Origin of the sequence: Streptomyces enissocaesilis, from assembly GCF_039533765.1 — a bacterium.
Classification (GTDB): Bacteria; Actinomycetota; Actinomycetes; order Streptomycetales; family Streptomycetaceae; genus Streptomyces; species Streptomyces enissocaesilis.
Genome location: NZ_BAAAUD010000013.1, coordinates 197,797 through 222,075, shown reverse-complemented (window position 1 = coordinate 222,075; position 24,279 = coordinate 197,797). Strand labels below are relative to the sequence as shown.

Sequence of the window (24,279 nt, the reverse complement as noted above, 5' to 3'; positions counted from 1 at the left end):
CCCCGCCCCTGGGGAGGCGGGGGCGTCTCCGATCACCACACTGCACCAGAATCAGCCATGGCGACAGGGGTGTGACTGAAAAACGTTGATCGTGCGGGGGTTGCCCTACAGCCCGATGTCCTCGCTGGCGGCGTCGGTCCACTTGTCGGCTTCACGGATGTACCCCCAGAAGGCGGGGCTGTTGTCGGCGTGGCCGGACTGGGCGCGGATCTTCTCTTCGCGCTTGCCTGCTCGCCGCGAGGTCGTGATGAACCCGGCCCGCATCGAGTGCCCGGTGAGGCGGACGGAGAGGCCGGCGCGTTCGGCGTTGCGGGCGATGATCTCGCGGACGGCTTCCGGGGAGAGGGTGCGGTCGCCGAGGCGGCCGTGGACGGTGATGGGCAGGAAGGCGGGCCCGGTGGCGATGCCTGTGGCGGCGTGCCAGGTGAGCCAGGCGCGGACGGGGCATGTGTCGGGGTTCTTGCCGTAGTGGACGACGACGTCTCGGGGCGGACGGCCTTTGACGGCGGGGACGTGGACTTCGAGTCCTTGGCTGACGTGGACGATGGTGTCGGCTCGGAGGGCGGCGACTTCGGCGGACCGTCCGGCGATGGCGAAGGCCATGAGCCAGAGGGCGCGGTCGCGGAGTCCGGTGAGTCCGTCGGCGACGGCGGCGTTCATCTGGCGAAGCTGTTCGGGAGTGACGGCGGCAGCCTTGCCCCGGCCGCGCGCCTGCCGCTCGGGATCGTTCTTCAGCGGCTTGAGGGCCTGCCGGGCTGCGACCGTGGCTGCCTTGGGGACCTCGACGCCGTGCTCGTTGCGCGCGGTCACGGTGACGCCGGTAATGCGCCGGTCGATGCTGTTGGGTGCGGCGATCTTGATGGTGTCGAGCCAGACGACGAACCCGACGAGCGTGCCCTTGGTGACGTTGGTCGACGCGATGCGGTGCCCGGTGCGCTCCCCCAGCCAGTCGTGGAACTCTTCCCACAGCGCCCAGTCGTTGGCGTACCCGCGCTTCGTGTTGTGGGGGCGGATGGCGTCGAGGTGCTGCTCGGCTGCCTCTTCCATGGCGGCCAGGACGGCGAGCGTCGCAGCGTCGTAGGCGGCCGGGGTGACGGTTGGCTGGCGCGGGACGAGGTGAGTGGCGCTCACCGCCCACTTCCCTCGCAGAAGCAGATGCCAGGGTCGGGGTAGCTCTGTGAGGCACAGCCCGGTTCGTGGTCGTCATCATGCTGCTCTTGGTCAATGAGCGCCTGAATGCGGGCCTCGGAGTCGCGATCTTGATTGGTCATCATGCGTGAACGTCCTTTCGATGCGGTGGCGGGGGTGGCGTCCGGCTGGCGCGGGACGAGGTCGGTCATCGGCTCGTCAAATCGCGTCCTGCGCGGACCACAAGCCGTCGGCGGCGAGGTGGAGTCCGCACTTGATGTCGTCGGTGAATGTGATGTCTTCCTGGCTGAAGAAGTCCTCGAACCCGGCCGCCCTGCTGAGGGCGGGCCACGCATCGCGGAGAGCGTCGAGGGTGGCGTACAGGTTGCGGAACACGGTCAGCGGGTCGTCCGACCGCGCGATCTCCGTGTCGCCGAGGTCGCGCAGATGCTCGGCAGCGGCGCGAAGGTCGTCGGTGAGGCTGACGGTTGAGTGCAGTGCGGTCACAGCTTCCTTCTTGTGTTGGGTAACCGGAGTGGCGCCCCGGCTGCTTCCTTCAGTCAGGGCGCCGTCGCGGTCAGGCAGTCCCATCGAGAGCCTTCAGGCAGCCGTCGCAGGTGACGGGTGCTCCGGGCGCGAACTCCAGCCGCTCGGCCTCGGGTGCGGGATAGGCGACGCAGGCTGTGGTGAATCCTCCGGCAGCGCCACGGGCGGCGTGGACAGTTCCATCTGCTTCGGTCGCACGGCGCTTGTGGTTGTCGTAGGTCGGCACGAGGCGGGCGTAGGGCATGTGTTTCTCCGCTGCTTGGCGGGGCGTGGCAGGTGGTCAGTTGCGCGGTACTGGAGTTGGAGACGGGCGTAGTTCTCGCCGCCCGGCTGGTAGGTCTGGTAGTCGACCCAGCCGCAGATGCAGGAGCCCTTGAGCTCTCCGGCGGCTGTCCAGAAGTCATGACGCTCGCGGTCGAGGCTGACCAGGTGGCGAGCGCCTCGGTGGTCGGTGACCCCGGCAGGGGACGGCTGGGGTTGGGGATGCGCCTCTTCGGCGGGCGCGGCTTCAATGACGGCGTAGCCGTTGGTCCACTCGCGCCATTCATCGGCCATGACCTGCACGCTGCTGAGGTCGAGGCCGTTCACGCGACGGGTCTTCACCGGCTCGGTTTGTGTCCGCTTGTAGTAGGTGATGACCCAGTCGCCCATTTCCGTCTCCCCTGCTTGGCGTCGTTTCCGTACCATCAATGTAAGGGCACCCCTTACAAATGTCAACCCACCCCTTACACTGAATCCATGACGAACCCGCCGAGCCCCTTCGAGAACCTCAAACACCTTGCCGAGCAAGGCGATCCGATCCAGCGCGCCAAGACGGTCGGGGCTGCCCTTCAGGCGATCCCCGAACTACAGCACTGGCTCCGGGAGATCCGGCAGGGTGTGGTACAGGAGATGCGCGACGACGGACTCAGCCATGCCCAGGTTGCTGCTGAGCTCAGCATCAGCAGGGCGCGTGCACAGCAGATCGCCGAGGGGCGGACTACGGGAAAGCGTGCGGACCAAGATTCGGACAATCATCCCAAATAACGCCCGCGATATGGCATGTTATCGAGAGTGCTGCCGCCCAACCGGGCGCGCTTCAGGGAACGTTATGCGCTAGCTCTGGTCATGGGAGCGTCATGCGCGTCGACTCCCATGGCGCTTCCCGGGCATGACGAAAGCCCCTCCCGCCGGAGCGGGAGGGGCTGTGTCAGGCGGGCGCGATGCTGATCTGCGCGGGGGTGACGTCGAGGCGCATGCCGTGCCGGGCGAGGACCTGCTCGATCTCGGCGGCGCAGGCCTGCATGCGGGCCTGCTCGTCGAGGGCGATCAGTCGCCTGGCCTCGGCGACAGGATCCGGGGTCGGTTCCTCGCACCAACCGAGGTGCTTGTCGAGGTCGAGTACAGCGTCCGTGCAGCGCGGGCAGTGGTGCAGCCCGTTCTCGTCTGGCTCAGGCTGCGGCGATGACTGTGATGGTTCCACTGGACCCCTTCCATTTCAGGGCGCCGGCTTCGGCGTATAGGACGCCCCCGCCAGTCACGGACGCCGTAGGCAGTGTGGGCGCGTTGCCCATGGCGAGGACTCCGATGCCTCCGCCGAGGCTCGTGCTGTTGAGGCTGAGGCTGGATGCGGACCCCGAGCCGCGGCGAGCGATCAGCCCCGGCCCGAGCGTGACATTGCCGGTGGCCCGGCTGACGACGATCGGGTTGTCCTGGAAGATGCCGGCGTCGTCGTACCTCGCGAGCTGCCAGTTCGACCCGGCGTTGCTGCCGGTCTCCGATTCGCTGGTGGAGCGGATCGCCCACCGCCGGTACTGCGGGTCACCCTCCGCATCCCGGGAGAAGACGAGCTTCTTTTCCTGCCCGTCAGGGCTGGTCAGGCGCATCTCCTGGCCGTTCGTGCAGCGCACCACGAAGTCCGCCAAGTTCGTCGCGATCATCGTCTTGTCGAGGCCCGCGATGGCCGTGTCGTTGGTCGGGTCGCCCCACCTGACCTCGAACCGGGTCTCGATGCTGCCGGTCGACGAGGGGGTTTCGACGCTCCAGTGCTTGTGGTTGCTCGCGTGGTTGTTGGCCTCCCAGTGCGCCCCCGTCCAGACCACCGGACGCATCGTGCCGACCGGGTCCCGGTTGACGTCGTAGCCGCCGGAGGGAAAGTACCAAGCTTCCATCGCTTTTGCGTCTTTGCGCATCAGGAAGTGCCGGACCGTCTCGCCGTAACTGCCCACGTCCGCACGCTGGTACGAGTACAAGTTCAGGCGGCCCGTGCTGTCGAACTGGCCCGGCTGACCCTCGTCCTCACCGCCGGCGAAGGACGAGAGGATGCTGACCGACTCGGCGGCCCCGGCCTGGCCAATGGGGTATCCGGCCGGTGCGCCATGTGGATTCACCACCAGCGAACCCGCTATGTCCACCGGGGCCGTGAAGTTCCCGCCGGCCAGGAAGGCAGTGCCCTGCTCGATGGCCTGCACCCTGACCAGGCAGTCGTTCACGAAGCCATCGACCGCGGTGACTGTGGTTGACAGATCATTGACGGTACCGCCGAGCTCCGCTAGGTCGAGGCTGAGGGCGAACTTGCTGTTGCCGTAGGCCCGGTCGCCGTGCGGGTCGAGGGCCACGGCATGGGTGGCGACAGCGGCAGTGGCGGCGCCTGCCGGGTCTGCGCCGACGTCGGCTGGGTTGAGGTCGACGATGCCGGTCTCGCCGTTGACGGACAGCACGGCAGGCGACTCGACCGTGCCGGTCGACGACGCCACCGGAGCAAGAGCGGGCAGCGTCACGATGGGGGCCCCGGCGGGGAGGCTGATGTCGTAGGCCCGGCCTGGGGCGTTGGTGAACTCCTCGTCGACCCGGTACGTCCAGCCCGTCGGGCTGAACCCTTCGGCGTCGGTGGCCAGCAGCGTCTCGCTGAAGCCGCCGGAGGCGTTCAGGCTGATGTTGACGGCGCCGAGGGCGATGACGCCGTGGGTGGCGGAGGTGACGCGGGCGACCGACGGGGTGAACCGGATGGTCCCCAGGTAAGGGTCGCCGTCTGGGGTGCGGTAGCCGGATGCCCCCGCAGTGACGGTGACGGTCTCGACGCCAACAGGGAACATGGAGCCCTCCTACGGGTACTGGCGGCGGAAAGGGTCTAGGGCATTCGACTGCGAGTTGCCCGGCGGAGGCTCCGGGTCCGGGGCGCCGTCCTTGCGGCAGACCATCGCGGCCGGGTCATAGGAGGGGGTCTGCCAGCTGTACCCCTCAGGGCACGACTGGCCGTCCGTTCCGTCGCGGCCGTCTGCCCCTGGTTCGCCAGGTGGGCCCTGTTCTCCAGGCGGCCCTTGCTCGCCGGCGGGACCAGCCGGACCGGCGGGCCCGGGTTCGCCCTGCGGTCCGGCTGGTCCGGGTGGGCCCATCACGGTCTCACCGTCCTCGCCTGGCTCACCAGGCTGACCCGGTTTTCCGGGGAGGCCGGTCGCACCCACGCCGTCGCTGCCATCGCTGCCGTCGTCGCCAGGCTTCCCGGACGGGCCGACTGGACCAGTGGGGCCAGGGTCGCCGGGCTCACCCTCGGGGCCGGGGGGACCGGACGGGCCCGGCTCACCGAGGCCAGGCTCACCCCTGCTGCCCGGCGGGCCCGCGACGGGTTCGCCCCCCATGTCCTGCACCTGCCGGGCGAGTGCGTCCCGCGCGGCACGCTCGTTGCGGAGTTCGGAGCCCTGTCCCTGCATGGTGATGACGATCCAGGCGAACGCTCCGAGCGCGGCCAGGACGGTCAGGGCGTACCGCAGGTCTGCGAGATGGGCCCTCGACGGCTGCTTGTGGGCGCTCACGAACCGGCCCCTCTCGTCGCCAGGTACACCTGGAGGAGGACGAGGAGCACCGGGACGACGAACGCGGTGAGGAGGAGCCGTTTGTCCGTGCGGCGTTGAGCCTCCATCGCGCGCCGGTCTGCATCCACCTGCCGGGCCTCCGCGGTGCGAGCCTCCTCTATGGCCTTGACCCGCTCGCCGAGCTGCCGGAACGCCTCGTCCCCGTAGTGCTGATCCGTCTGGTAGCGCTCGACCGACACTCGCTTGTCGATCAGCACTTGCAGGTTCTGCAGGTCCTCGCGGACATCGGCGAACCGCTCGTTGTACCGGCGTTCCAGCTCGCCCGCAGTCGGGTCAGACACAGCAGGCTCCGATCAGATCTGTCACACGCCAGCAGGATCGCGGTGCGTGTGGCGAGCAGCCCACCCAGAGACGAACGTGATCGCGGTCGGGACAAGTGCCAGGACGAACGGCTCCAGGCCGTCGGGCAGTCCGCCGACGAGCCCCGAGTTGTCCTGGATCGCGGTGAGCACGGCCAGGAGGCCGGTGCTGCCGAGGTAGGCCGCGACAGTGGCGGCGGTGACCTTCTTCTCTACGGGTGCAGCCATGTCAGTTCCTCTTTTCCAGCGCGGTGACGCGCTTCTCCAGAGCGGTGATCCGCTCCGCGGTCGTGGGGGGCTTCGGTGCGGGCGGCGGGGTCGGCGGCTTGGGTGCGGCCGGCGACCAGCTGGCGGGGTGCTTCAGCCGCTCGGCTGCGTCGCGGCGAATCGCGTCCATACCCCCGGGCAGGCCGCGCGGATCGATCTTTCCGGGCTGCCACTCGCTGTGGCCGACGACGGAGGTGCTGCCGGCCTTGCCCCAGCCGTGCGCGCGGAGGATCGCGGCCGACGCGCGGACGATCGCCTCTCGCTGGACCTCGGGCCAGGGGTCTTTGCCGTTGCCGAGGTTCTCGCACTCGAAGCCGTAGAACCGGGCGTTGCCGTCGGTGTTGGCTTCGTTGTCGGGCGGCAGGGGCTTCTCGGCGATGACGGCCTGGAGCACGTCGTCGTCGCCCATGCCGGCGTGGTTGGCCCGCCCGTAGCCGACGAGGTGAACGGTGCCGTCCTTGGCAATGACCCCGTGGCACAGCGGGCCAGGCAGGGCGGTGTACCCGTTGCGGCAGAGATCAACGGTGTGACGGGTACCCGACGTCACCGTGTGGTGGATCATCACACCGTGGACAGGCCCCCACGCACCCTTTGAGTTGCGGTTGTGGGTGCGCCAGTTGCCGGACTCGGCGACCTTGACGCCCTCGGCGCGCAGGGCGGCCAGGAGCCGGTCGGCTGTGAGCGGTGTGGCCATGAAGATCTCCAGACATGACGAACGCCCCGAGCCAGATGGCCGGGGCGTGGGTGGCGGGGTCGGTCAGCTGGCGGTCTGGTATTCGCCGTAGCAGCGCAGGATGTCGCCGGCGGCGAGTGCCCATGGGGCGGCATCCGCCCAGACGTTCCAGTCGCCGATCGTGCCCGGGTTGGAGAGCCAGACCGATCCGGTGGTGGTGGTGCTGGAGGACAGGGGGCTGGCGCCCATGACGAAGTTGGGGGTGCCGGCCCGGCTGACCGTGTGATTGAGGACGCCGGGGCCGCCGGTGACGCTCGCCGCGGTGAACGGCAGAGACAGCCGCAGTTCGCCGGCGCCGAACGTTGTCGTGCTGCCGATGGTGAGCACGATATGCAGCTTGCAGCTGCGGCCGATCTTCATGTGCCGACCGCTCAAGGTCCCGTTGCCGAGCGAGGGATTGGTGGTGACCGCAGTCCAGGACGGGGTGTATGCAGTCCAGGCGGCGAACATGCTGTTGAACTGGTCGCGGATCTCCTGGTTCATGGTGGCGGCCTGGACGGTTTCGCCAACGACCCAGGTTCGTGGAGTGAAGGTCACTGCGGCTCCTCGGCCGGAGGTTCGGGCTGAACGGGGTTGAGCGGGTCCAGCTCGTTCCACCAGTGACGCAGGTGCGGGGCCAGCTCCAGCAGCGAAGCCTCGACCGCGGCCACATCGGCGGGGAAGGTGACCGCGCACCAGCCCCAGCCGCATTCGGTGCAGGCGTACCGGGGGTCAGTGGGGCTGATGACCTGGGCGCTGCCGCAGATGCAGTCGGTGAGCCACCGGTTGCCGTTGATCCGCGCGAAATAGGTCTGGTCGACTGTCGCCTCCGGAGGCACGACCCGCCGCTGAAGGCGGTACTCGATCCACCGGAAGACCCTCTCGGCTGCGGGCACCTGGTCCCAGGCGTTGCGCGGTTGGGTGGGCGGCGGGAGATAGAACGTCTCAGCGCGGAGCACGGCGATGGGCACGTGGGTCCCTTTCAGTAGGCGAGTCGGGTGGTGGAGTCCAGGACGCCGTATGTCGGGTCACCCAGGACCCAGACGGAGTCGGTCGCGCTGCGCGAGGTGCGGAACTGGATGTGGTGCTCGACGTCCGAGAGGGTCTCGGTGTAGCCCTCGACGGTGACGCGCAGCTCGGGAGCGGGAGCCTGGGACGGCATGGCCGTCACGCTGAAATAACTGCTGATGTCGGCGTCGAGGATGTCGAGGTACGTCGGCAAGGTGGCTGCATCGACCGGCACTTCGCGCAACTCCGGCTCGAGGTTGGCGTAGCGGGAGACCAGCCAGTACGCAGCGTCCAGCACGCTGTTGTCACTGGTTTTCAGCAGGTCGAGGGATCTCTCGTAGGGCCCGAACGTGGCCACGGACTCGGGTGCGGCGACGCGCTGCGTGGCGCCGCCCGGCCGGGACGCGTCGACGGTATTGACCAGTTTCTGATCGTCGTCGGTCACCTCCACCCCGCTGGTGTCGAGGTCCGCGTAGGCGATCGTGAACGCCTCGCCGAGCGGGTCGGGATTGTAGCGCACGTCGCGGGACTGGTAGGCGAGCCCGTACCAGTCCCGCCTGGCGAAGAGTTTCGCGGACTCGGTCACCTCCACCTCGCGCATGCGGGCCAGTGCTCCCGTGCCGGCGGGGCCCTGGCTGGCGACCGGGTCGTGGGTGGTGCCCGAGATGGTGACGGAGTCCAGGCCCGCGTACCGGGCGAGGCGCGCGATACGGGCATCGGCCGTCTCACCCTCGAATCCGGTGGTGCCGGCGGTGCGGTGGTCGAGGAGCGTCGCGGCCATGGGGTAGTACGCGTTGGCGTAAAACGCCAAATGTGCGATGCTGCCGGACCACAGCCGGGTGCCCTTGTAGCCACCGACGGACAGGTTCCGCATGCCGCGGCCCATGGAGGGCGCACTGCCGGTGGAGTAGGTGACTCCGTCGACGTAGATGCTGAAGGCGTACTCGTCGTAGGCGATGTGATGCAGCTGGCCGTTGGCGAGATTCCCGGTCGCGATGGGTACGACGGTCGTGGCGCCCGGCGCGTCCTCGGTGTACTCGATCTGCAGCGTCCCGGTGGCGGACAGGGCGAAGACCATCTGGTTGTACTGGTCAGCTGACGCGACGGCGAGGATGACCCGCCCGGTGGTGCTGGTGCTGAACCAGCACTCGATGAAATTGATCCGGCTGCTCGACGTGTCCTGAAAAACCTGGCCCAGGTCGGCGGTCAAGTATTTTCCGGCACTGGTGGAGGCTGGGGTGAACATCGGGCACGGCTCCCCGGCGGCGGGCGGGCCGGTGCCGGCGGCGAACTCGAGCGTGCCTCCGCTGCCCGCCTGGGTGATGGCCAGCGCGCCGGCGGCCGTGCCGCTCAGGTCCCCGGCCGAGGTGGATGTCGACGGCTCGGCGAGCGGGTAGTACACCAGCGGTGCGGCCTGCAGGATCTCCTCGGACAGCATGGACCGCAGCGGCGGCATCCTGTTGAGGCGCTTGAAAATGTCTGTGGCGGTGATGCTCACGGTCGATTCCAGGCCCGACCACCGGACGGGCCAGTCATTGACCATGCCCCAAAACCTCGGCCGCACGACCGCGCCGACCAGGTCCCACTCGATTTCGCTGGCCGTGCCGCCGGTGCGGCTGGTGGGAAACTCCACCGCGTGGACCTGGCTGGCGACCCATGCGGGAGTCGCCAGGGTGCGGGCCGTCGTCCAGCTGTACCCGTCCCCTGACGTCTCCCAGTAGACCGTGCCACCAGCCTCCCGGATACGGAGCCACACGTGTTCCCTGACGTCGTGCTGGAAGCTGGTCGGGGTGGCATCGGCGCCGCCGACCTGCGTCATGGCGGAAAGGACGCGAGTGATGGCGTTGAAGTGCCAGCCGATCCGGGTGCCGGCCGTGGTCGAGGTGACCCACATCGACGCGGTCGCGCTGGACGAGCCGGACGCCGTGGGCGTCCGCGCGAGCTTGGCGGTCACCTGGCTGCTCGCCAGCGTCCACACCCTGGCGCTGGCGAAGCTCGTGTCAACGCCCGGGGTCATCGGGATACGCAGTCGGCCCGCGCTGGTTTCGGTGGCGCCGCCCGTGTTCGTCGGCCACAGCGTGGTGTTGACCCGGCCGTCGTCAAAGTCGTCGCCCAGCTGGGCGAGCGGCCAGGTCGGACCCGCACCGATCTGCTGGGGGATCACGGCGACGCTGATTCGGATCGGCGCGTTACGCCGCACAAACGGGTAATAGGGCGACCCACTGTGGCCGGGGCTGAAGAGCCTGCGCTCGTTGTCGAGGCGCAGGGTGGCAGTGCCGGGCTGCGCCTCGCTGAACTCATCCGACGCCCCCCTGGTGATCACCACCTTCTGCGTCACATCGACATAGGGGGTGATGTCCGTCCACGTGATCGTGTCCGGGGCCTGCACAAGCCCGCCCCAGCCCATTTCCACCAGCAGCGGCACGGGTCATCTCCCCACATTCAGATTCACGGTGGCGCCCTGCCTCCTGCCGAAGGAGACGAGCACGCGCTGCAGCTCCCGGCCGACGGCGACCGGGTCCATCGCCGCGTGCACATCGACCTGCATGTGGTAGTGAATTCCGCCTCCTGCGCTGCCCGCACCGGCGGTGATCGCAGGTCGGCCGATGACGGGGCGCGTGCTGGCGGCCCGATCGGTAATGACTCCGAGCGCCCGGTCCAGGTAGGGGGCGCCCTCGACGACTCCGAGCGCCAAGCCCCGGACGGTGTTGACCCCATCGGGGATCAGATTTCTGGCCGGGCTGTTGATACCGAGCGCCTTGCGGATCGCCTTCTGCATGCCTTTGGCGATCTTCATCATCAGGTCTTCGATCTTCTTCTGTTCGCCCTCCAGCCCCTTCAGGAAGCCCTTGCCGGCGTTCTTCCCGGAGTCGTACAGGCGATCTGCGCCGTCGCGGCCGAGAGTCGTGGACGCCTTGTCGATCTGCGACTGGGTGCTGTTGATGGACTTGATGGTGGCCTTGGATGCGCCAGCCAGCGCGGACGCGTAGGCGTAGCCCTGCTCGGGGCCCATATCGAGGATCTGCCTCAGCAGGGTCCGGCTCAGGCCCTTCTTCCCCAGGGTGTTGATGTATCCCGTGAAGGTCTTGATCTTCTGGAGCTTTGCGGCCAGCCCGCCCTTGATGCTGCCCGCTGTCACCTCCTCGGCGTCCAGGCCCAGATTGCCGAGCTTGGCCCCCTCTCTCGCCTGACCCGTGATGTCCTTGGCGTACTTATTGGCCGCCGCGATCTTCGATGCGAGGATGTCCCGCCGCCAGGCCAGCCACTGGAGCTTGGCCGTGTCCTGGTTGACCATCCGCACCAGTGTGCTGTCCTTGGTGCTGCGCGTGCCTTTCCAGGCCGCCCAGATGTCCTTGACCAAGTCCCGCGCGGTGGCCCGGATCCTGGCTTTGGATCCGGTCAGGCCGATGAGCATGCCCCGGCCCGCATCCGCCGCCAGCGCCCGCGTCTTCTTCGAGGGGCTGGCTATTTCCAGCTCCGCACGAATCCCGGTAATGACCGCGCCCGCCATCGACCTGGCCGCCGACTCGACACCGGCCGTGCTCGATGCCATGCCCGCCGACAGGCCGCGGCCGACCTCCCGGCCGGCGCCACCCATCGAGCCGCCACCGGAGCCGAGGGCGGCCGCCATGCCCAGACGGCCCTCGTTGATGGCCTGCAGGAACCGGACGCCGTACTTCGCGACGGACTGGGCCTTCACGACGTACTCGCCGTTGGAGACCATGGCGAGGATGCTGTCGCTCGTGCCCGTGCCGGGGCCGCGGACAGGGCCGCCGCCGGGGAAGCCCACCAGGCCGCCCGACGCATACTTCAGCTGAGACCCGGCGGAGCCGGGCTGTCGGGCCGTGTTGCCGGTCACCACGTAGTGGGTCCTGACAGTGACGGTCTTGCCCTGCACGCTGGCGATCGCCCGCTTCGCCGCGGCGATGGCCGACTGCAGGTTGGCGATGTCAGCCCGCACCTGGGCCTTGCGGCTGTCCGGCACCCTGCTGAGGCGGCCCTTGGCGTCGGCGAGTTTGTCCTGCAGGTCGCTGAGGTTGCCCTTGAGGTAGGCGGTTTTGTTCGGGGTCTTCAGGATCTGGCCGGCCAGCTGTACAGCCTCGGACCGAGTGAGGCCCATCGCGTCCGCGCTGCGGATCAGCGCCGTGCGGCCACGCTCGTACTGCCCCTTCGCGTAGTCCCACGACTTGCCGGAGTTCCGCGCGGAGGAGACGTTCTCCTCAGTCTTCCGCGCCAGGTCGGTCAGCACGGTCGAGGCGGCGCGGGCCTTCTCGCTGTTGAGGTTCAGCTCGCCGTTACTCATGCGCAGCGCGGACGCGTGGTCCTTAGTGGCCTTGGCTGCCGCGTCGATCGAGGCTTCCATGCCGGCGCGGCCATCGAGCGCGGCCCGGTTGACCTCATTGAGCGCCATGATGCTCTGGCGCAGACCGTCGGTAGACGCCTTCTGCGCATCGAGCTTGGCCTGGACAGACTGAGCCTGCGCCCCGAACAGACCCATCGCGTCGGCCGCGAGTTTCTGCTCAAACGCCTGGTCAGCCAACGCCTGCTTGTAGCCGTCCAGCTTGGACGTGAAGTTGGCGACGTCGCCGCCGCCCTCCCTGTATCCCGCCTTCAGTCGTTCCAGCGCGGCCGCCGCCAGGTCGGACTGGCCGCCCTGGACCATGCTCGTCAGGGAGTCGTCGATCGCGTCGAAGTTCTGCTTGGCTTCCTTGACCGGGGTCGAGTCGAAGCCGGACCAGCCGACGAGGAACTGCTGGACCTTGTCGGCCGTGCTGGGGTCGGTCAGGGAGCGCACCGAGTCGAAGAGCCCGTTCAGGTCGGACCCGAAAAGACGGGCAGCCTCACCGCTGACCTTGCCGGTGTCGGCCAGAGAGCTCAGCGATGACGTCAGCCTGTCGACGTCCGGCGGTGCGCTCCGGCCCATGGACGCCAGCTCGCTGATGGCGATGACGAGCAGACCAATGCCGGTACCGGCCAACGCGAGCTTCGCGCCGCGGCTCATCGCACCGATCGCCGCCGTTACCGCACCGAGCCGTCCCGGCGCCCCGGCCGCGGCGGTCTGCATCGCGAGCAGCTGCACGCCGAAAGCGGCCATCGCTACGCGCGCGGCGCCAAAGCCGACTGCGGCCAGGCGTACTGCCTTGATGGCAATGGCGAGTTGCAGCAGTGCCGCGATAGCGCCCGGCGGTACGGCTGCCACGATGCTCGACAGTCCGTTGATGATCTGCAGCATTCCGACGCCCGCATCGGCCCCGGCCTGAAGAATGTTCATCAGCGCCATAGCGACGTTGCGCAGCGTGTCTGCCACGACGGGCCCCTGCGCGCGGGCGAAGTCCATGAACTCCGTTGCACCCGCGCCAACCTTGCCTGCGTCGCCCGTGCGCATCAGGTTCACGAGCCCGTCATTGACGCGCTGCAGCGTCCCGGTGGCGAACTTCTCGAACTTCGCGGTAACCCGGTCGAACCCGGGGCTCGCCATCGCCCCGCCGATGATCGTGACGGTACGGTCCAGCTCGCGCCCGGTGCCCTTCACCAGCCCGGTGGTTTTGGGCAGCAGGGCGTTGAGGATGGCGAAGCCCTTGGTGACGGGCGCCATCGTGTCGCCCGCAAGGCCGTTGGACCAGTCCTTGTACGTGTCCTTCAGGACGCCGAGGGACGCGGCCGCCTTGCGTGTCTCCGGGGGCAGCTTGGCCACGGCGCGCTGGTACTCGACCTGCGCCGTGATCGCGTCCTGTGACGTCCTCCCCGACTTCTCAACTGCCTCGTCGTATTTCTTCTCGGCTTCCGCCGCTTCCGACAGCGCACCGATCTGAGGCACCAGCGCCGCGGTGAACGCGATTGCCGCCACCGCCACAGCGCCAGTCCCGGCCGCGAGCGGCGCCATGGCGGACACGGCGGGGATGGCTGCGGGGGCAAGGGAGATGACGCTCTTCTTCAGCGCCTCAACTGCCTTCGCCCCAGCGTCCGAGTCGCGCTGCAGCCCGGCCATGCTCGAGGTGGCGCGGTCGCCGAGGCGCCGCATCGCCGCATCGCCGTTGATCGACGCGGCCAGGAGGCGCCGGCCGAAGCGGTCCGCCGCATTACCCGCCCCGTCCAGCACGCGGGACAGCTGGTCGCGGCCGTCGAGCACGAACGTCAGCTGCGCCACGCTCACTCACCTCCGGACATCTGGGCCTGCTGGTGGGCATCCATCCAGGCGATGAGCGCGTAGAAATCGTCGACCGTCAGGCGGTCGACTCCGTTGGGGTCGATGTGGAGGAGGTGAGCGAAGAGTCCGAGGTACTCGACTCGGAGCTCGTCAACGTCGCGCTCATGGACTCCGCCTCGGGCCCGGTCTCGGGCGCCAGGCCTTTTGGGCCCTCGGCGAGTTCCTTGATGAGGGCCTCGGCATGGGCCGGGTCGACGGCCGCGGCAGGTACCTCACGGAGCGCCTGGACGATCTGTTCCGTCGTCACATCGGGTTCCTTCTCCCGGATCGCGAACGCGCCGGTGACCCAGTCGGTGATCTCCCGCTGGTCGCAGCGGGTGACCATCTCCTCCACCCCGGGGTCGAAGTCCCCGAACCGCAGGGTCGGCTGGTGCCGCTTCTTCAGGACCCAGACCACGCCGCGCATCGCGTCGAGGTCCTCGTCGGGCAGACCTTCTTTGATCTGCGGCCACGTCTGGTCGATGGTCCTGGCGACGATGGATGCCTCGGAGGCGAGCAGCGACCGCGCGTCGTAGTGCTCGGGCTCGCCGCCCTCGGGCGTGTAGACGATGATCAAGGCTGCTCCTAGGTGAGTTGGCGGCGCACGTCGTCGACGACGCGTGCGACCTCGGACTGCATGCGGGGGGTGCGGCGGCGGACCGTTTTGTCCCACCACAAGGGCGGCGCGGTCTGGGTGGCCCAGCGGCGGCGGTTGCCGAACACCGGGTGCCGGATCCGGCCCGTGTTGATCACGTTGGGCATGTTCTTCAGGTCCGGAGGCAGGCGGGCCTCGTCGACCCACACCCGCGCTCCGGGATTGCCGCTGGTGCGGACGCTGATCCGGATGGCGTCGGCAAGCGTCCCGCGCAGCGGACGGGTGGTCGGGGACGCCCCGCCCCGCTTTCCGGATGCGCGGCCGGCCGAGCGGATCGGCAGGCCGCGGATCGTGGCTTGCAGGTCGTCGCGCAGCGGCTCGGCCGCCCGGCGGATCCTGCGCTGCATGCTGCGGCGGATGTTCTCGTGTCCGGCCGCCCGCAGCTTGCGCTGCAGCTCCAGCAACTGGCCGGTGCCGAGGATCTGGAAAGAGGAGACAGCCATCGGGCCACCTCCTCAGAGCGTGACGTCCGTGGACATGTACTCGATGGACGTGGGGTTCGTCCCGTCGTACAGGCCGGTGAAGTTGAACGTCGGCTTGATCACGTCGAATCCCTCGACCACCGGGGGTGTGTCATCCAGGCGGATCGCCGGGACCTTGAACGTGATCCGTTCGGCGTGCGCCGCTTCGATAATCGGCCCCGTGAAATCCCAGACGAATGACGTGGCCGCGTCCGAGGTGTGGAGATCGTCGAGCAGGGTGCTGACGTAGTCGCCCTCCAGCGACCCGCTGATCTTCACCTGGTCATTGGAGATCGGCTCCTTCTTGAGGCCGGCCTGCCCGGCGTAGAAGCGCTCGACGGCCTGCGGGCGCTCGATCTTCAGGGACACCTTGCGGATCCCGTCGAGCGCCGTCTCAGTGCCGTAGATCCCGGTCTTCACGCTCATCTGGCCGAAGTGGAACGGCGACATGGCCGGGTACGTGGCGACCGCCAGGGTCTGCGTCTCGTCGCAGTCCTTCGCGTCGATCTCGAAGCTGGCGGTCAGCATGCCACCGACCTCACACGAGAACTCCGCGCTGACGACCTTGCAGCCGACGAACGTCTTGTCGGTCACCGTGCCCGTCGTCATGGGCACGCCCTTCTGGATCACCAGGCTCTTGCCCGCCGTGTCGGCGAGGAGGTGCGCCTGCAGGTACGCCGCGGTCGCGGCCTGCTGCACCGGGGTGACGGTTGTCCCCATCAACGACTGGAGCAAGACCCCCATGGCCTTGTTAGTGACCTCCATCTCCAAGCTGCCGGACGCCTGGCGCTGCGTCACCACACGCCGCGAGGACAGCGGCACCAGACGCCCGGCGGCGATGCCCGCGCTCTGGGCGGTCGTCTTCTTAAGCGCCAAGCTCTCCTTGGTGAACTCGATGAACTTGGTCGGCGCCGCGAAGGTCCCGTAGGACACCTCCGCCGCAATGCCCACCTGGGCACCGAGCCCGGATCCGATCGCCATGGGTCAGCTCTCCTTCTGCGGCCGGGCCGCGGCCACACTCTTCTTCATGAGCGCCTGCGCCGGCAGCGCCTTGGGCTCGTCCTCGGTACGCGGCTCCTCGACCGCCTCCCACGTCCGCGGCTGGCACACGTACCCGTCGAACCGACTGTCGGGCACCTCGACGACCTCGTCCGGGTGGATGGTGCGGCTACCGAGCTCCGGCACAGTGACCGGCTCGGCGCCGATGTAGCGCACTCGCGCCATGGCGTACTCCCTGATGGGTGTGGGTGGTCAGATGCGGGCGCGGCAGGACACGGTGAATGCCAGGCCCGCCCGGATGCCCTGGTCGGTGCTGAACTGCTGGAGCTGTGCGCGCGTGAGGTGCGCCCACAGCACCGCCCCATTCAAGGTCGGCGCGTCAGGGTTGGGGCCGGTCGCGCGGATCGCGTCCTCGACGACGGCCAGGAGGGCGAACGCGCGAGTGCGCCGTGGGGCCACGTCGGAGTCGCCGGACCAGGACTCGATCCAGCCGGTGACGGTGAAGTCCTCATCGCGGGTGCGGGCCCCGGCCGACGCGAAGTCTTGCGCAAGCTCGGCGCCCGCCTCGGCAGATGGCGACCAGCCGACGGCCACCAGGTCCGCATCGGCCATGTCGCCGACCGGCGGCCCGTCGATGATCGTCACTTCGGCCAGAGCGGGGGCCGCGCGCAAGATGGCGAGCAGGGCGTCGATCGCAGCCGGTACCCGGGAGGTGGCCATCTACGCCACCCCCGGGGGAAGCTGGTCCGGGTCGAGCAGCTGCAGCGCCCGGTTGGGGATCGCGTACCCAAGGCCGGGGATGGGCTCGCTGACGTCGAAGTCTCCGGTCCCCATCTGCGGGCGGCCCGGCCCCTGCTGGGTGCGCCACAGGTGCTGCAGGATGATGCGTGCGGCTGAGGTGATAGAGGCTGGGATGATGCGCCGCCCTGCGGTGTACGTGATCCGCAGCGGCCCGGAGACCCGACCCCCGTCCAACCGACTCACGATTCCGGTGGCTTGGTCGACGTCGAACTCGGCGACGGTGTACGAGGTGCCGCCCGTGCGCACCGCGGCCAGTGACGTCAAGGTGAGGACTGGAGTCTGCAAGAGCGCGAGCTGGTGGGCCCACACGCGGTCGTGGATCTCGGTGACCGCGCGCGGAACGACCGGGCCGACGAACCATTCGACGGCCCGGGTGGTCGCCTCGTTCCAGGTGCGGACCTCGTCGTCGTCGGCGATGTCCGTCTTGTTCAGGTGCTTCTTGGCGTCGGCCAGCGACAGGATCGCCGGGGGTGACGCTTCGCGCACGTCGAATACATCCGTGTAGGCCCCGGCGTTGATCCCGGTGGCGATCCAGCGCACGGCATGCCGCCCGGCCTGCACGGTCGGATAGTCGTAGATGTAGGTCCCGGTGGAGGTCGGCGCGACAGTGACGGTCGTGGTCGTGGCGTCGGGCAGCGTCAGACTCAGCTGCACCGCGCCGGCGTTGGCCAGCGCGCCGGCAGCGTCGCGCACGGTCGTAGCGAGAGGTACCACTGCCCCAAGGTCGAACGGCATGGTCAGCCCCCCGTCATGGTGGATGCAGTGCGGGTGGCTGGTCCGGGCCCGGCTGCGGTGCGGTCGGTCGGGACGAGGCGCCCGGCCCGGGTGACGTTGAGGCTGTCGACCTCGGCGAAGTCATCCGGCCCTGCGTCGCGATGCGCTTCGATCACCAGTGCCAGATCTGGCTGCGCGGCCCATGCTGGCGTCGCGGCGGTGCGTCGGACCGTCCAGGCCATCCCGTCCGGGGATGTCTCCCAGTAAAGGGTTCCGGCGTCCTCGCGCAGCCGTAGCCACGCGTGAGCCACCGGGTCGTATATGGGGAACAGCGCGCCAGGGTCCGCGTAGCCGACGCGCAGGTACAGGCCCATGGCGTTCTGTGCCGGGTCGACCAAGAATCCGGCGTCGGTACCGGTCGTGGGCGTGAGCACGAGCAGCGAGCAAGCCGCGGTCGTGGCGCCCGTAGCCGCGGGCGGGACGACGCGGGCCGCGACCCGTGACCAGAGCAGCGAGTAGGAGGCGCCGGACTTGTAGGCGGCGTACCCGGTGGTGCAGGGGATGAGCGCGCGCCCGCCGACCTCCACCGGGCTGCCGTAGGACTGCGGCCACAGCACCGGATCGACCACCCCGTCATCGAAGCCGTCAACGAGCAGGCCGAAGCCGGGCACCTGCCGTCACTCCTTGCGGGCAGGAGCGCGGCGCGGCCGTGCAGCCTTCTCGGAACGGCTACGGGGCGCCTCAGGTGTCTGCAGAGGCTCGCCGCGGACGAGCTCGGCTCGCAGCCCGTCCGCCCACACCGCCGCCTCGGAGCCAGGCAGGTCGATCTCCTGCCCGGCCTCCCAGGAGAACCCGTCACCCGCCACGCTGGTGAGCATGCGGATGCGGGCCATCAGTCACCCAGCCCCTGGTGACGGTCGTTGACCTCGCGCTCAGCCTGCGACTCGGCCACCTTGACGGCCTCGTCCTGGGCTTCCTTGAGCGCCTGGACGTCGGCGTCCGGCTCACTCGAACCTTCACCGTTGCCCGCCTTGTCTGTGACGCCGCGCGCGGCCACATCGACAGCGGAGGCGGCCTGCTGCCCCAGCTGCTCCTTGGCCGCCGCAAGGGCCACGTCCTTGTCGCCGATGAACTCCGGGGCGACCTGGTCCATGGACCCGTCCGCCTTCCGTGAGGCCATGACGATGCGGTCGTGGTCGCCGTGCTCAGCCGCCTTCGCGGACGGCTTGTTCTGCAGCACCCCCGTCTCCGGAGTGCTGTCCTTCTTCTGCGGGATCGCCATCGTCTTCTCCTTCGGGATCAGGTGGCGGAGTTGCGGTACGCGCGGATGGCGGCGGTGTCCTGCGGGGTCCCGTCGGCACGGGAGAACGCCAGGAACCCGACCTGCAGGAAGTCGGCGTAGCGCTCGGCCAGGCGCAGGGTCTGGATGTCGCTCACGTCGCGGATCAGATAGCCGGCGAAGAAGTCGCCGAACAGAACGCTCTTGGCGTTCGCGGCCATGGCGGGCATGTCCTGGTTGACGATGTAGTCGTAGCCGAGAACCTTGTCCGGCACGCCCTCCTGTACGGACGGCTGCCACAGCGGCCGGTTCTGGCTGTCCTTGAGCTTGCGGACCGAACCGAGAGTGCCGTCACTCCACATGAACTGCACCCGGCCCGAGTTGCGGTAGGCAGGGTCGACGGAGTGCACCAGGTCGATCAGGTCGTCGTAGGTAACGCTGGTCGTCTGGCCGGTGCCGCCGGTCTTGCCGATGACCGCGTTGGTCTGCACGCCTTCCGGCTGGGCGGTTCCCGTGCCGGTGGTGAAGTGGGTGTTCTGGATGCGGCCGATGCGTTCACCGAGCTTGCGGGCCAGCCACGACTCGAAGTCGAGGACGCTGTCCTGCAGCAGCTGCAGGCTGACGCGCACGAGCTTCGAGGTGTACATGTACGCCCCGATGTCCTGCTGGCCCAGCGTCACGTCCTGCTCGGTGACCTGAGTGTTCTCCGCGAGAATGGCGCCCACGTTGCCGGTGTCGTCGTTCGTCGGCCACGGCAGCGTCACGCCGGACTCGGTGGTGATGACCTCGGAGACCTGCCGCATGGCTCCGTAGAACTTCATGGTCTCGACCATCTTCGCCCGGAACTCCGGAGGTACGACGTAGCCGCCAGCCGCGCCGGTCGCTACGCCCTGGGCACGCAGCTCCTTGCCGTCGACCCAGCCGGTGCGCAGGACGTTGCGCTCCTGGGACGACAGGTCCTGCGTGCCGTCGCGCAGCCAGGACCGCCAGGCGTTGCTGTAGGCGATGACGCCCTCCTCGCCGCCGTGGCGCGCCCGGTCCTCCTCAGCCTCCTCGGTGTCCGCTCCGGGCGCGACGACCTGGGAGTAGTCGACGGCCGACAGGCGGGCGTGTCGCTCCTCGGTCTCGATCTCCTGAGACAGCGTCTCGACCTCGGCGAGCGCGGCCTCCCACGCGGTGCGGTCCTCAGCAGACAGCGGGCTGTCGTCGCCGCGGGACTGGAACTCCTGCGCGGCGTTCCATGCGGTGGCCCGCTTGTCGAGCAGGCCCTGCAGTCGGTTGGGCATGTGTGCCTCCAGCACGAGTAACCCCTTCGCCAAGCGGCGCAGGGGTTGAGGGATGGGGGGTGCGGTTACCGCGCCAGGCGGTAGCGGGCGGCGAGCGCTTGCATGCGCATCGCCTGACGGGCCCCAGTGGTCTCTCCCGGCTGGGTGGCGTCGGTGCTGCGAGTGGTCTCGGCCGGCTCGCGGCGGAAGTCCAGAAGTTCAGGCCGGTACGCGGCCCGGCGGTCGAAGGCGTCAGCGTCACCGCGGGCGGCCAGTGCCACTCCGACCGACCGCAGGCCGGCGTCGGTGTCCTCGTAGGCGGGGAACGTCACGGCGGAGACCTCGAAGAGCTGCACTTCGCGGATGATGCGCAGCTCCGCCTCGGCCTCGGCCTTGGCCCCGTCCACTGTCGTCTCTACGCTCACGGTCTCCCAGTCGTCCTTGACGACCCGGAACCCGAACGACATGCCGGTGATGTTCTTGTTCCGCAGGTTCACCACCAGATCGCGGACGTAGGACAGTTCGCTGTCCAGATCCGCGTCGACCGCCAGACCCACCGCGTCCTGGGCCAGGCGCAGCGTGCCGGCGGAGACCCGGGAGACGACCAGGCGGGTGTCATGATCCACCAGGAAACGGGCGTCGCCCTCCCCGATGGTCTTCGTGAACGCCCCGGCGGCGATCTCCTCGTAGAACCCCCAGGTCAGCGGGTTACCTATCGCGGTACGGGAATTGAACACCGCGGCGTGGCCGCCAAACCCCGGTGTCCCATCGTCGCCACCGGCACGGACCTGCACCCCGGCCGTGGCCAGGGCGAGATCGCGCCGCTCCTCAGTCCTCGTCATCGTCACCCTCCGGTGGCTTCTGCAGATCCTGCGGGTCGTAGCCCAGAGGGGCCATGTACGTAGGCTGCAGGTACGTGTCGCCGTTCGCGCCGGCCGGCAGCGGCGGCATGTCTTCCAGGGCGCGAATGTCGTTGGCGCTGAGCGCCCCGACGTCACGCATGGCCCGGTAGAACGCGGCCCGCCCCGTGCTGTCTGCGCGCAGCAGCCCCTGCAGCGCGTACTTGGCGTACTGCTTCCCAGGGGGCAGCAGCTCCTTGGTGACGCGCTGCTCAGTCGGCGTGAGCCACGTGGGCCCCAGGTCGAACGTCACAAATCCCTGCGCCTGCTGCTCCAGGCCCGTGCCCCACGACGTGGATTTCTGCGTCTCCATCAGCAGGAACAGCGGCACCCCGAACATGCGGGCAACCTCGACGACTTGGAACTGGCGGGACTCAAGGAACTGGCTGTCCTTGTACGGCATGGTCACCGGGGAGAACGAGGCGCCGGAGTCCAGCACGGCAATGTCGTGCGCGGACTGGTGCCCGCTGAGCTTCGCTTTCCAACTGGCCTTGAGCTGCGCGGCCTGCTCCGGGTTCAGGCGCTGCTCGGTCTGCAGCACGCCGGAGATCATGTTGCCCGACCCGTACAGCCGGGCCGCGGACTTCTCCGCAGCCACAGCCAGACCAATGCCCTGGGCCGCGGCGCGGATCGGCGAGCAGCCGGTCACCCCGTCGTACCCAAGCGCGGGCGTGTGCAGGATCTCCCGGGACGTGCGCCGCAGCCGGTCGCCCCTGTCGTCCTGAATCCAGAACACCTTGCCGCTGGGATTCTCCGCGGTCGGCTGCTCGCGGTCGACCTTGACCCGGTCCGGTCGCACCGGCCACAGCTGCACAACATCACCCGCACGGTTGCGGACCTTCTGCAGGTACCCGTTGCCCCACAGCAGGCGGTGTACGTAATTCAGGCGCCATAGCTCGAACGGGGTCAGCTCCGGGTGCGGGTCATCGAGCAGCGGCACAGCGACCCGGTCCTTCGTCCCTGCCGTGTAAGCGTGCAGCGGCAGAGAGGCCGACAGACCCGCGATGACCGCCACCGCCCGCCACACGGCCGGCATGTGCAAGGCGCTGATCTCAGTGACCGCCACGCCGGCATCCAGCTCCACCCCGCCCAGCAGCTCGGTCAGGGACGCTGACGTCAGCGGCACCGCAGGGTTCTCGATACTGCGTTTCTCGAAGAGGCCGAACAGGCTCACTGCCGTACCTCCCGTTTCAGCTTCGGGCGCCGGACCGTGGCCCGCTCAACAGCGAGAACACCCAGCAGGCCGCCCAGGATCAGAGCCATGGGCACGGAGACCATGGTCACGCCGGCCAGCATCACCAGGACGAACACGACTTCCAGCGCGAGCAGGAGCCGTTGGGGAGTCACCACAGGTTCGGCGCCCCCTGCTCCTCGACCTCAACGCCGAGGCCCCAGCGGGCGAGCGTGACGGCCACCAGCGGGCTGATGTCCGTGCTCACGCCGCGCCGGGCCCACGCCCACGCGTCACCCAGCGGACGCTTGTCGGCACCCGCGAGAGCCGTCGCGAGCGGCGCCTGATCCAAGTGCACCAGGCTCTGGTCGCTCACCGCGTCGTAGAACTGGCCACACGCCTGCGCCACTTCACGGGTTTTAGGCTGGGCAATCTGCAGGCCCGCCCTCTCCAGGTCCGGGATGAGCGAGCCGGCCGGGCCGCCAGGGTCGACCACGATGGCCCGCGGCCCCCATTTCTCCTGCAGCTCCACCATCCGCTCAACCACCCAGCCCGTACCGGGCCGGTGGTCGACGACCTCGACGTGGGTCGCGTCCCCGCTCGGGCCGGCTACGCAGATAGCGGAGTGCGACCGCTCCGGCGTCGTATCGACGGCGAATGCCACCGGGTCGCCCGGCTTCGACGTGCCATCGCCCAGCGCCCGCCATGCGTCCTCGCCAATGACCTGCCACGAATCCGCCGCATCGGAGGGGTAGGTGCCCACACCGAGGCGCTCACGGGCAAAGCCGGCCGCCCCCATCGACAGCCGTTCGTTCAGCGTCTTCTCCAGGGTGAGCCGATAGCCGACCGCCGGATTCGCCTTGAGCACCGACTCCGGTGCGTCCACGTTGTCGTGCTCCGTGCAGTCGGGGCGGCACTCGTCCGAATGCGCGTTGATCGACCACTCGAAGTACGCGAGCGACGGGTCGGGCGTACCGTCCCCCAGCGCCGCGAGCGCCCGGCGCCGCAGGCGGCCCAGCTGCACGGACGGGGCGCCGATGCCCGCGGACCCGAGGTACCAGATCTGCGGATTGGCGATGGCGGCCATGGTCGGCATGAGCGCGTCCATCTCCGCATCACCGAGGATCATGTCCTCGTCCATGACGTTGCAGTCGCCTGTGAAGCCGCGGCCGGAGCCCTTCGAGCGGGCGATGAATCGTAGCTCCTGCCCCGAGTGGAGCACGATGCCTTCCTCGCCGACGGTCTGCCGATACTGCTTGACACGTTTGTGCAGGTCAGGGGTTCGGCGAATCAGAGCCTGGATGCGCTTGAACGCGGCTTTCGCTGTCTTGAACTCGTGAGCGCTGTGCAGGATCAGCTTTTCGCCGCCGATGAACAGGCCCCACAGCTCGCGAGCTTCGATGATCCCGCCCTTGCCGTTCTGGCGCGGGACGTTCACCGCGACCTCGAACGCCGCCCAGTTGCCGTCCGCGCGCTCACCCATTCCCTGATCGAGGACGAACTGCTGCCAGGGGTCGAGGGTCAAGCCGGCGCGGGCTGCCAGATCGACGGCCTCCTGCCCCGCGCTGGAGAGCGCGGTGGGGGGCACGGTCAGCAGGCGCGGCTTCTGGTACCCATAAACGACGTTGTCAGCCGGACTGCTCGCTGCGTCGCCGGGCTTCTGACCTGCGCTTTTCTCGCTGCTCAGCAATGTCATCGACCGAGTCCCCCTTCGCCTGAACAGGCGCGAGGCCGCGCAGTTTGGTCATGATTGCGGTGAGCTTGTCGGCGACGACCGCCTTGGATGTCGGGGCGTCACCGGTTGGGATTTCATCGAGCGCCTCGGCGAGGTTGATCGCGACGGCGGCCAGTCCCGGCGAGACGACGATGACCCCGAGTTGATCAAGCTCGGCCCGGATGGCGTCAGCGATCATGAACCGACCTCCGTCACCCTGTGTTACGTCACACAGGGTGACGCTCAACTTTGTATCGAAGTGAGTTTCACAAGCAAGATCGGCTTTGAAAATCGGCGCGCAAAAAACAGGGCGAGAAGGGCGT

29 protein-coding genes are annotated in these 24,279 nt (G+C 68.8%); 1 reads left to right on the top strand and 28 read right to left on the bottom strand.

Annotated features, from left to right (window positions below; all coding sequences use genetic code 11):
• Positions 1-105 precede the first annotated feature (105 nt).
• The 4 genes from ABD374_RS06525 to ABD374_RS06510 all read right to left on the bottom strand — a co-directional run bounded on the left by ABD374_RS06525 (position 106) and on the right by ABD374_RS06510 (position 2,325).
• Positions 106-1,131, bottom strand: a complete 1,026-nt coding sequence (locus tag ABD374_RS06525) for a tyrosine-type recombinase/integrase (RefSeq protein WP_344492102.1) — start codon at positions 1,129-1,131, stop codon at positions 106-108.
• Positions 1,128-1,340: a hypothetical protein gene (locus ABD374_RS06520; protein WP_344492100.1), complete on the bottom strand. Its 213-nt coding sequence runs from the start codon at positions 1,338-1,340 to the stop codon at positions 1,128-1,130. The genes ABD374_RS06525 and ABD374_RS06520 overlap by 4 nt, the downstream gene beginning before the upstream one ends.
• A 7-nt stretch (positions 1,341-1,347) precedes the next feature.
• Positions 1,348-1,635: a hypothetical protein gene (locus ABD374_RS06515; RefSeq protein ID WP_344492097.1), complete on the bottom strand. Its 288-nt coding sequence runs from the start codon at positions 1,633-1,635 to the stop codon at positions 1,348-1,350.
• A gap of 93 nt (positions 1,636-1,728) precedes the next feature.
• Complete coding sequence (locus ABD374_RS06510; protein ID WP_344492094.1) at positions 1,729-2,325, bottom strand: hypothetical protein; 597 nt, start codon at positions 2,323-2,325, stop codon at positions 1,729-1,731.
• A gap of 87 nt (positions 2,326-2,412) precedes the next feature.
• Between ABD374_RS06510 and ABD374_RS06505 the strand changes: the two genes are divergently transcribed.
• Positions 2,413-2,700: a sigma-70 family RNA polymerase sigma factor gene (locus ABD374_RS06505; protein WP_344492091.1), complete on the top strand. Its 288-nt coding sequence runs from the start codon at positions 2,413-2,415 to the stop codon at positions 2,698-2,700.
• Positions 2,701-2,863: 163 nt separating this feature from the next.
• Here ABD374_RS06505 and ABD374_RS06500 read toward each other — a convergent pair whose 3' ends face one another.
• From ABD374_RS06500 to ABD374_RS06385, 24 genes are all read right to left on the bottom strand, one after another.
• Positions 2,864-3,136, bottom strand: a complete 273-nt coding sequence (locus tag ABD374_RS06500; RefSeq protein ID WP_344492088.1) for a hypothetical protein — start codon at positions 3,134-3,136, stop codon at positions 2,864-2,866.
• A complete protein-coding gene (locus tag ABD374_RS06495; RefSeq protein WP_344492085.1) occupies positions 3,105-4,748 on the bottom strand; it encodes a hypothetical protein in 1,644 nt (547 codons plus the stop codon). Before ABD374_RS06495 ends, ABD374_RS06500 begins: the two co-directional genes overlap by 32 nt.
• 713 nt (positions 4,749-5,461) lie before the next feature.
• Complete coding sequence (locus tag ABD374_RS06490) at positions 5,462-5,806, bottom strand: hypothetical protein (RefSeq protein WP_344492082.1); 345 nt, start codon at positions 5,804-5,806, stop codon at positions 5,462-5,464.
• Between the two features lie 21 nt (positions 5,807-5,827).
• Positions 5,828-6,052 (bottom strand): holin, encoded by a 225-nt coding sequence (locus ABD374_RS06485; RefSeq protein WP_344492079.1) that lies wholly within the window; start codon positions 6,050-6,052, stop codon positions 5,828-5,830.
• 1 nt (position 6,053) lies between these two features.
• The gene (locus tag ABD374_RS06480) at positions 6,054-6,785 is read right to left on the bottom strand and encodes an N-acetylmuramoyl-L-alanine amidase (RefSeq protein ID WP_344492076.1); all 732 of its coding nucleotides are present in this window, start codon (positions 6,783-6,785) and stop codon (positions 6,054-6,056) included.
• A 63-nt stretch (positions 6,786-6,848) separates the two neighbouring features.
• Entirely contained in the window at positions 6,849-7,361 is a 513-nt protein-coding gene (locus ABD374_RS06475; RefSeq protein ID WP_344492073.1) for a hypothetical protein, read from the bottom strand.
• The gene (locus ABD374_RS06470; protein WP_344492070.1) at positions 7,358-7,774 is read right to left on the bottom strand and encodes a hypothetical protein; all 417 of its coding nucleotides are present in this window, start codon (positions 7,772-7,774) and stop codon (positions 7,358-7,360) included. Before ABD374_RS06470 ends, ABD374_RS06475 begins: the two co-directional genes overlap by 4 nt.
• A gap of 11 nt (positions 7,775-7,785) precedes the next feature.
• The gene (locus ABD374_RS06465) at positions 7,786-10,236 is read right to left on the bottom strand and encodes a LamG-like jellyroll fold domain-containing protein (protein WP_344492067.1); all 2,451 of its coding nucleotides are present in this window, start codon (positions 10,234-10,236) and stop codon (positions 7,786-7,788) included.
• 3 nt (positions 10,237-10,239) lie between these two features.
• Positions 10,240-13,959, bottom strand: a complete 3,720-nt coding sequence (locus tag ABD374_RS06460) for a hypothetical protein (protein ID WP_344492064.1) — start codon at positions 13,957-13,959, stop codon at positions 10,240-10,242.
• A 76-nt stretch (positions 13,960-14,035) separates the two neighbouring features.
• Positions 14,036-14,575, bottom strand: a complete 540-nt coding sequence (locus tag ABD374_RS06455; RefSeq protein ID WP_344492061.1) for a hypothetical protein — start codon at positions 14,573-14,575, stop codon at positions 14,036-14,038.
• A gap of 8 nt (positions 14,576-14,583) precedes the next feature.
• A complete protein-coding gene (locus ABD374_RS06450; RefSeq protein WP_344492058.1) occupies positions 14,584-15,096 on the bottom strand; it encodes a hypothetical protein in 513 nt (170 codons plus the stop codon).
• Positions 15,097-15,108: 12 nt separating this feature from the next.
• A complete protein-coding gene (locus ABD374_RS06445; protein ID WP_344492055.1) occupies positions 15,109-16,095 on the bottom strand; it encodes a phage tail tube protein in 987 nt (328 codons plus the stop codon).
• A 3-nt stretch (positions 16,096-16,098) separates the two neighbouring features.
• Positions 16,099-16,338, bottom strand: a complete 240-nt coding sequence (locus tag ABD374_RS06440; RefSeq protein WP_344492052.1) for a hypothetical protein — start codon at positions 16,336-16,338, stop codon at positions 16,099-16,101.
• Positions 16,339-16,365: 27 nt separating this feature from the next.
• Complete coding sequence (locus ABD374_RS06435) at positions 16,366-16,833, bottom strand: hypothetical protein (RefSeq protein WP_344492049.1); 468 nt, start codon at positions 16,831-16,833, stop codon at positions 16,366-16,368.
• Positions 16,834-17,607 (bottom strand): hypothetical protein, encoded by a 774-nt coding sequence (locus ABD374_RS06430; RefSeq protein WP_344492047.1) that lies wholly within the window; start codon positions 17,605-17,607, stop codon positions 16,834-16,836.
• 44 nt (positions 17,608-17,651) lie between these two features.
• Entirely contained in the window at positions 17,652-18,299 is a 648-nt protein-coding gene (locus tag ABD374_RS06425) for a hypothetical protein (RefSeq protein ID WP_344492044.1), read from the bottom strand.
• A 6-nt stretch (positions 18,300-18,305) separates the two neighbouring features.
• Complete coding sequence (locus ABD374_RS06420) at positions 18,306-18,521, bottom strand: hypothetical protein (protein ID WP_344492041.1); 216 nt, start codon at positions 18,519-18,521, stop codon at positions 18,306-18,308.
• Complete coding sequence (locus tag ABD374_RS06415; protein WP_344492038.1) at positions 18,521-18,910, bottom strand: hypothetical protein; 390 nt, start codon at positions 18,908-18,910, stop codon at positions 18,521-18,523. The genes ABD374_RS06420 and ABD374_RS06415 overlap by 1 nt, the downstream gene beginning before the upstream one ends.
• 17 nt (positions 18,911-18,927) lie before the next feature.
• The gene (locus tag ABD374_RS06410; RefSeq protein ID WP_344492035.1) at positions 18,928-20,193 is read right to left on the bottom strand and encodes a phage major capsid protein; all 1,266 of its coding nucleotides are present in this window, start codon (positions 20,191-20,193) and stop codon (positions 18,928-18,930) included.
• Positions 20,194-20,258: 65 nt separating this feature from the next.
• Complete coding sequence (locus tag ABD374_RS06405; protein WP_344492032.1) at positions 20,259-21,014, bottom strand: HK97 family phage prohead protease; 756 nt, start codon at positions 21,012-21,014, stop codon at positions 20,259-20,261.
• The gene (locus ABD374_RS06400) at positions 21,001-22,245 is read right to left on the bottom strand and encodes a phage portal protein (RefSeq protein ID WP_344492029.1); all 1,245 of its coding nucleotides are present in this window, start codon (positions 22,243-22,245) and stop codon (positions 21,001-21,003) included. Before ABD374_RS06400 ends, ABD374_RS06405 begins: the two co-directional genes overlap by 14 nt.
• A complete protein-coding gene (locus ABD374_RS06395) occupies positions 22,242-22,421 on the bottom strand; it encodes a hypothetical protein (protein WP_344492026.1) in 180 nt (59 codons plus the stop codon). The genes ABD374_RS06400 and ABD374_RS06395 overlap by 4 nt, the downstream gene beginning before the upstream one ends.
• Positions 22,415-23,938 (bottom strand): terminase, encoded by a 1,524-nt coding sequence (locus ABD374_RS06390; protein ID WP_344492023.1) that lies wholly within the window; start codon positions 23,936-23,938, stop codon positions 22,415-22,417. Before ABD374_RS06390 ends, ABD374_RS06395 begins: the two co-directional genes overlap by 7 nt.
• Complete coding sequence (locus ABD374_RS06385; protein WP_344492020.1) at positions 23,871-24,155, bottom strand: hypothetical protein; 285 nt, start codon at positions 24,153-24,155, stop codon at positions 23,871-23,873. Before ABD374_RS06385 ends, ABD374_RS06390 begins: the two co-directional genes overlap by 68 nt.
• Positions 24,156-24,279: the final 124 nt, after the last annotated feature.

What these genes read in the sequence shown, in the direction of transcription:
- ABD374_RS06480 (WP_344492076.1), bottom strand. Translation starts at nt 6,785, where the DNA reads ATGGCCACACCGCTCACAGCCGACCGGCTCCTGGCCGCCCTGCGCGCC.
- ABD374_RS06510 (WP_344492094.1), bottom strand. Translation starts at nt 2,325, where the DNA reads ATGGGCGACTGGGTCATCACCTACTACAAGCGGACACAAACCGAGCCG.
- ABD374_RS06405 (WP_344492032.1), bottom strand. Translation starts at nt 21,014, where the DNA reads ATGACGAGGACTGAGGAGCGGCGCGATCTCGCCCTGGCCACGGCCGGG.
- ABD374_RS06435 (WP_344492049.1), bottom strand. Translation starts at nt 16,833, where the DNA reads ATGGCCACCTCCCGGGTACCGGCTGCGATCGACGCCCTGCTCGCCATC.
- ABD374_RS06385 (WP_344492020.1), bottom strand. Translation starts at nt 24,155, where the DNA reads ATGATCGCTGACGCCATCCGGGCCGAGCTTGATCAACTCGGGGTCATC.
- ABD374_RS06390 (WP_344492023.1), bottom strand. Translation starts at nt 23,938, where the DNA reads ATGACATTGCTGAGCAGCGAGAAAAGCGCAGGTCAGAAGCCCGGCGAC.
- ABD374_RS06485 (WP_344492079.1), bottom strand. Translation starts at nt 6,052, where the DNA reads ATGGCTGCACCCGTAGAGAAGAAGGTCACCGCCGCCACTGTCGCGGCC.
- ABD374_RS06450 (WP_344492058.1), bottom strand. Translation starts at nt 15,096, where the DNA reads ATGGCTGTCTCCTCTTTCCAGATCCTCGGCACCGGCCAGTTGCTGGAG.
- ABD374_RS06505 (WP_344492091.1), top strand. Translation starts at nt 2,413, where the DNA reads ATGACGAACCCGCCGAGCCCCTTCGAGAACCTCAAACACCTTGCCGAG.
- ABD374_RS06445 (WP_344492055.1), bottom strand. Translation starts at nt 16,095, where the DNA reads ATGGCGATCGGATCCGGGCTCGGTGCCCAGGTGGGCATTGCGGCGGAG.
- ABD374_RS06440 (WP_344492052.1), bottom strand. Translation starts at nt 16,338, where the DNA reads ATGGCGCGAGTGCGCTACATCGGCGCCGAGCCGGTCACTGTGCCGGAG.
- ABD374_RS06415 (WP_344492038.1), bottom strand. Translation starts at nt 18,910, where the DNA reads ATGGCGATCCCGCAGAAGAAGGACAGCACTCCGGAGACGGGGGTGCTG.
- ABD374_RS06420 (WP_344492041.1), bottom strand. Translation starts at nt 18,521, where the DNA reads ATGGCCCGCATCCGCATGCTCACCAGCGTGGCGGGTGACGGGTTCTCC.
- ABD374_RS06495 (WP_344492085.1), bottom strand. Translation starts at nt 4,748, where the DNA reads ATGTTCCCTGTTGGCGTCGAGACCGTCACCGTCACTGCGGGGGCATCC.
- ABD374_RS06520 (WP_344492100.1), bottom strand. Translation starts at nt 1,340, where the DNA reads ATGACCGACCTCGTCCCGCGCCAGCCGGACGCCACCCCCGCCACCGCA.
- ABD374_RS06410 (WP_344492035.1), bottom strand. Translation starts at nt 20,193, where the DNA reads ATGCCCAACCGACTGCAGGGCCTGCTCGACAAGCGGGCCACCGCATGG.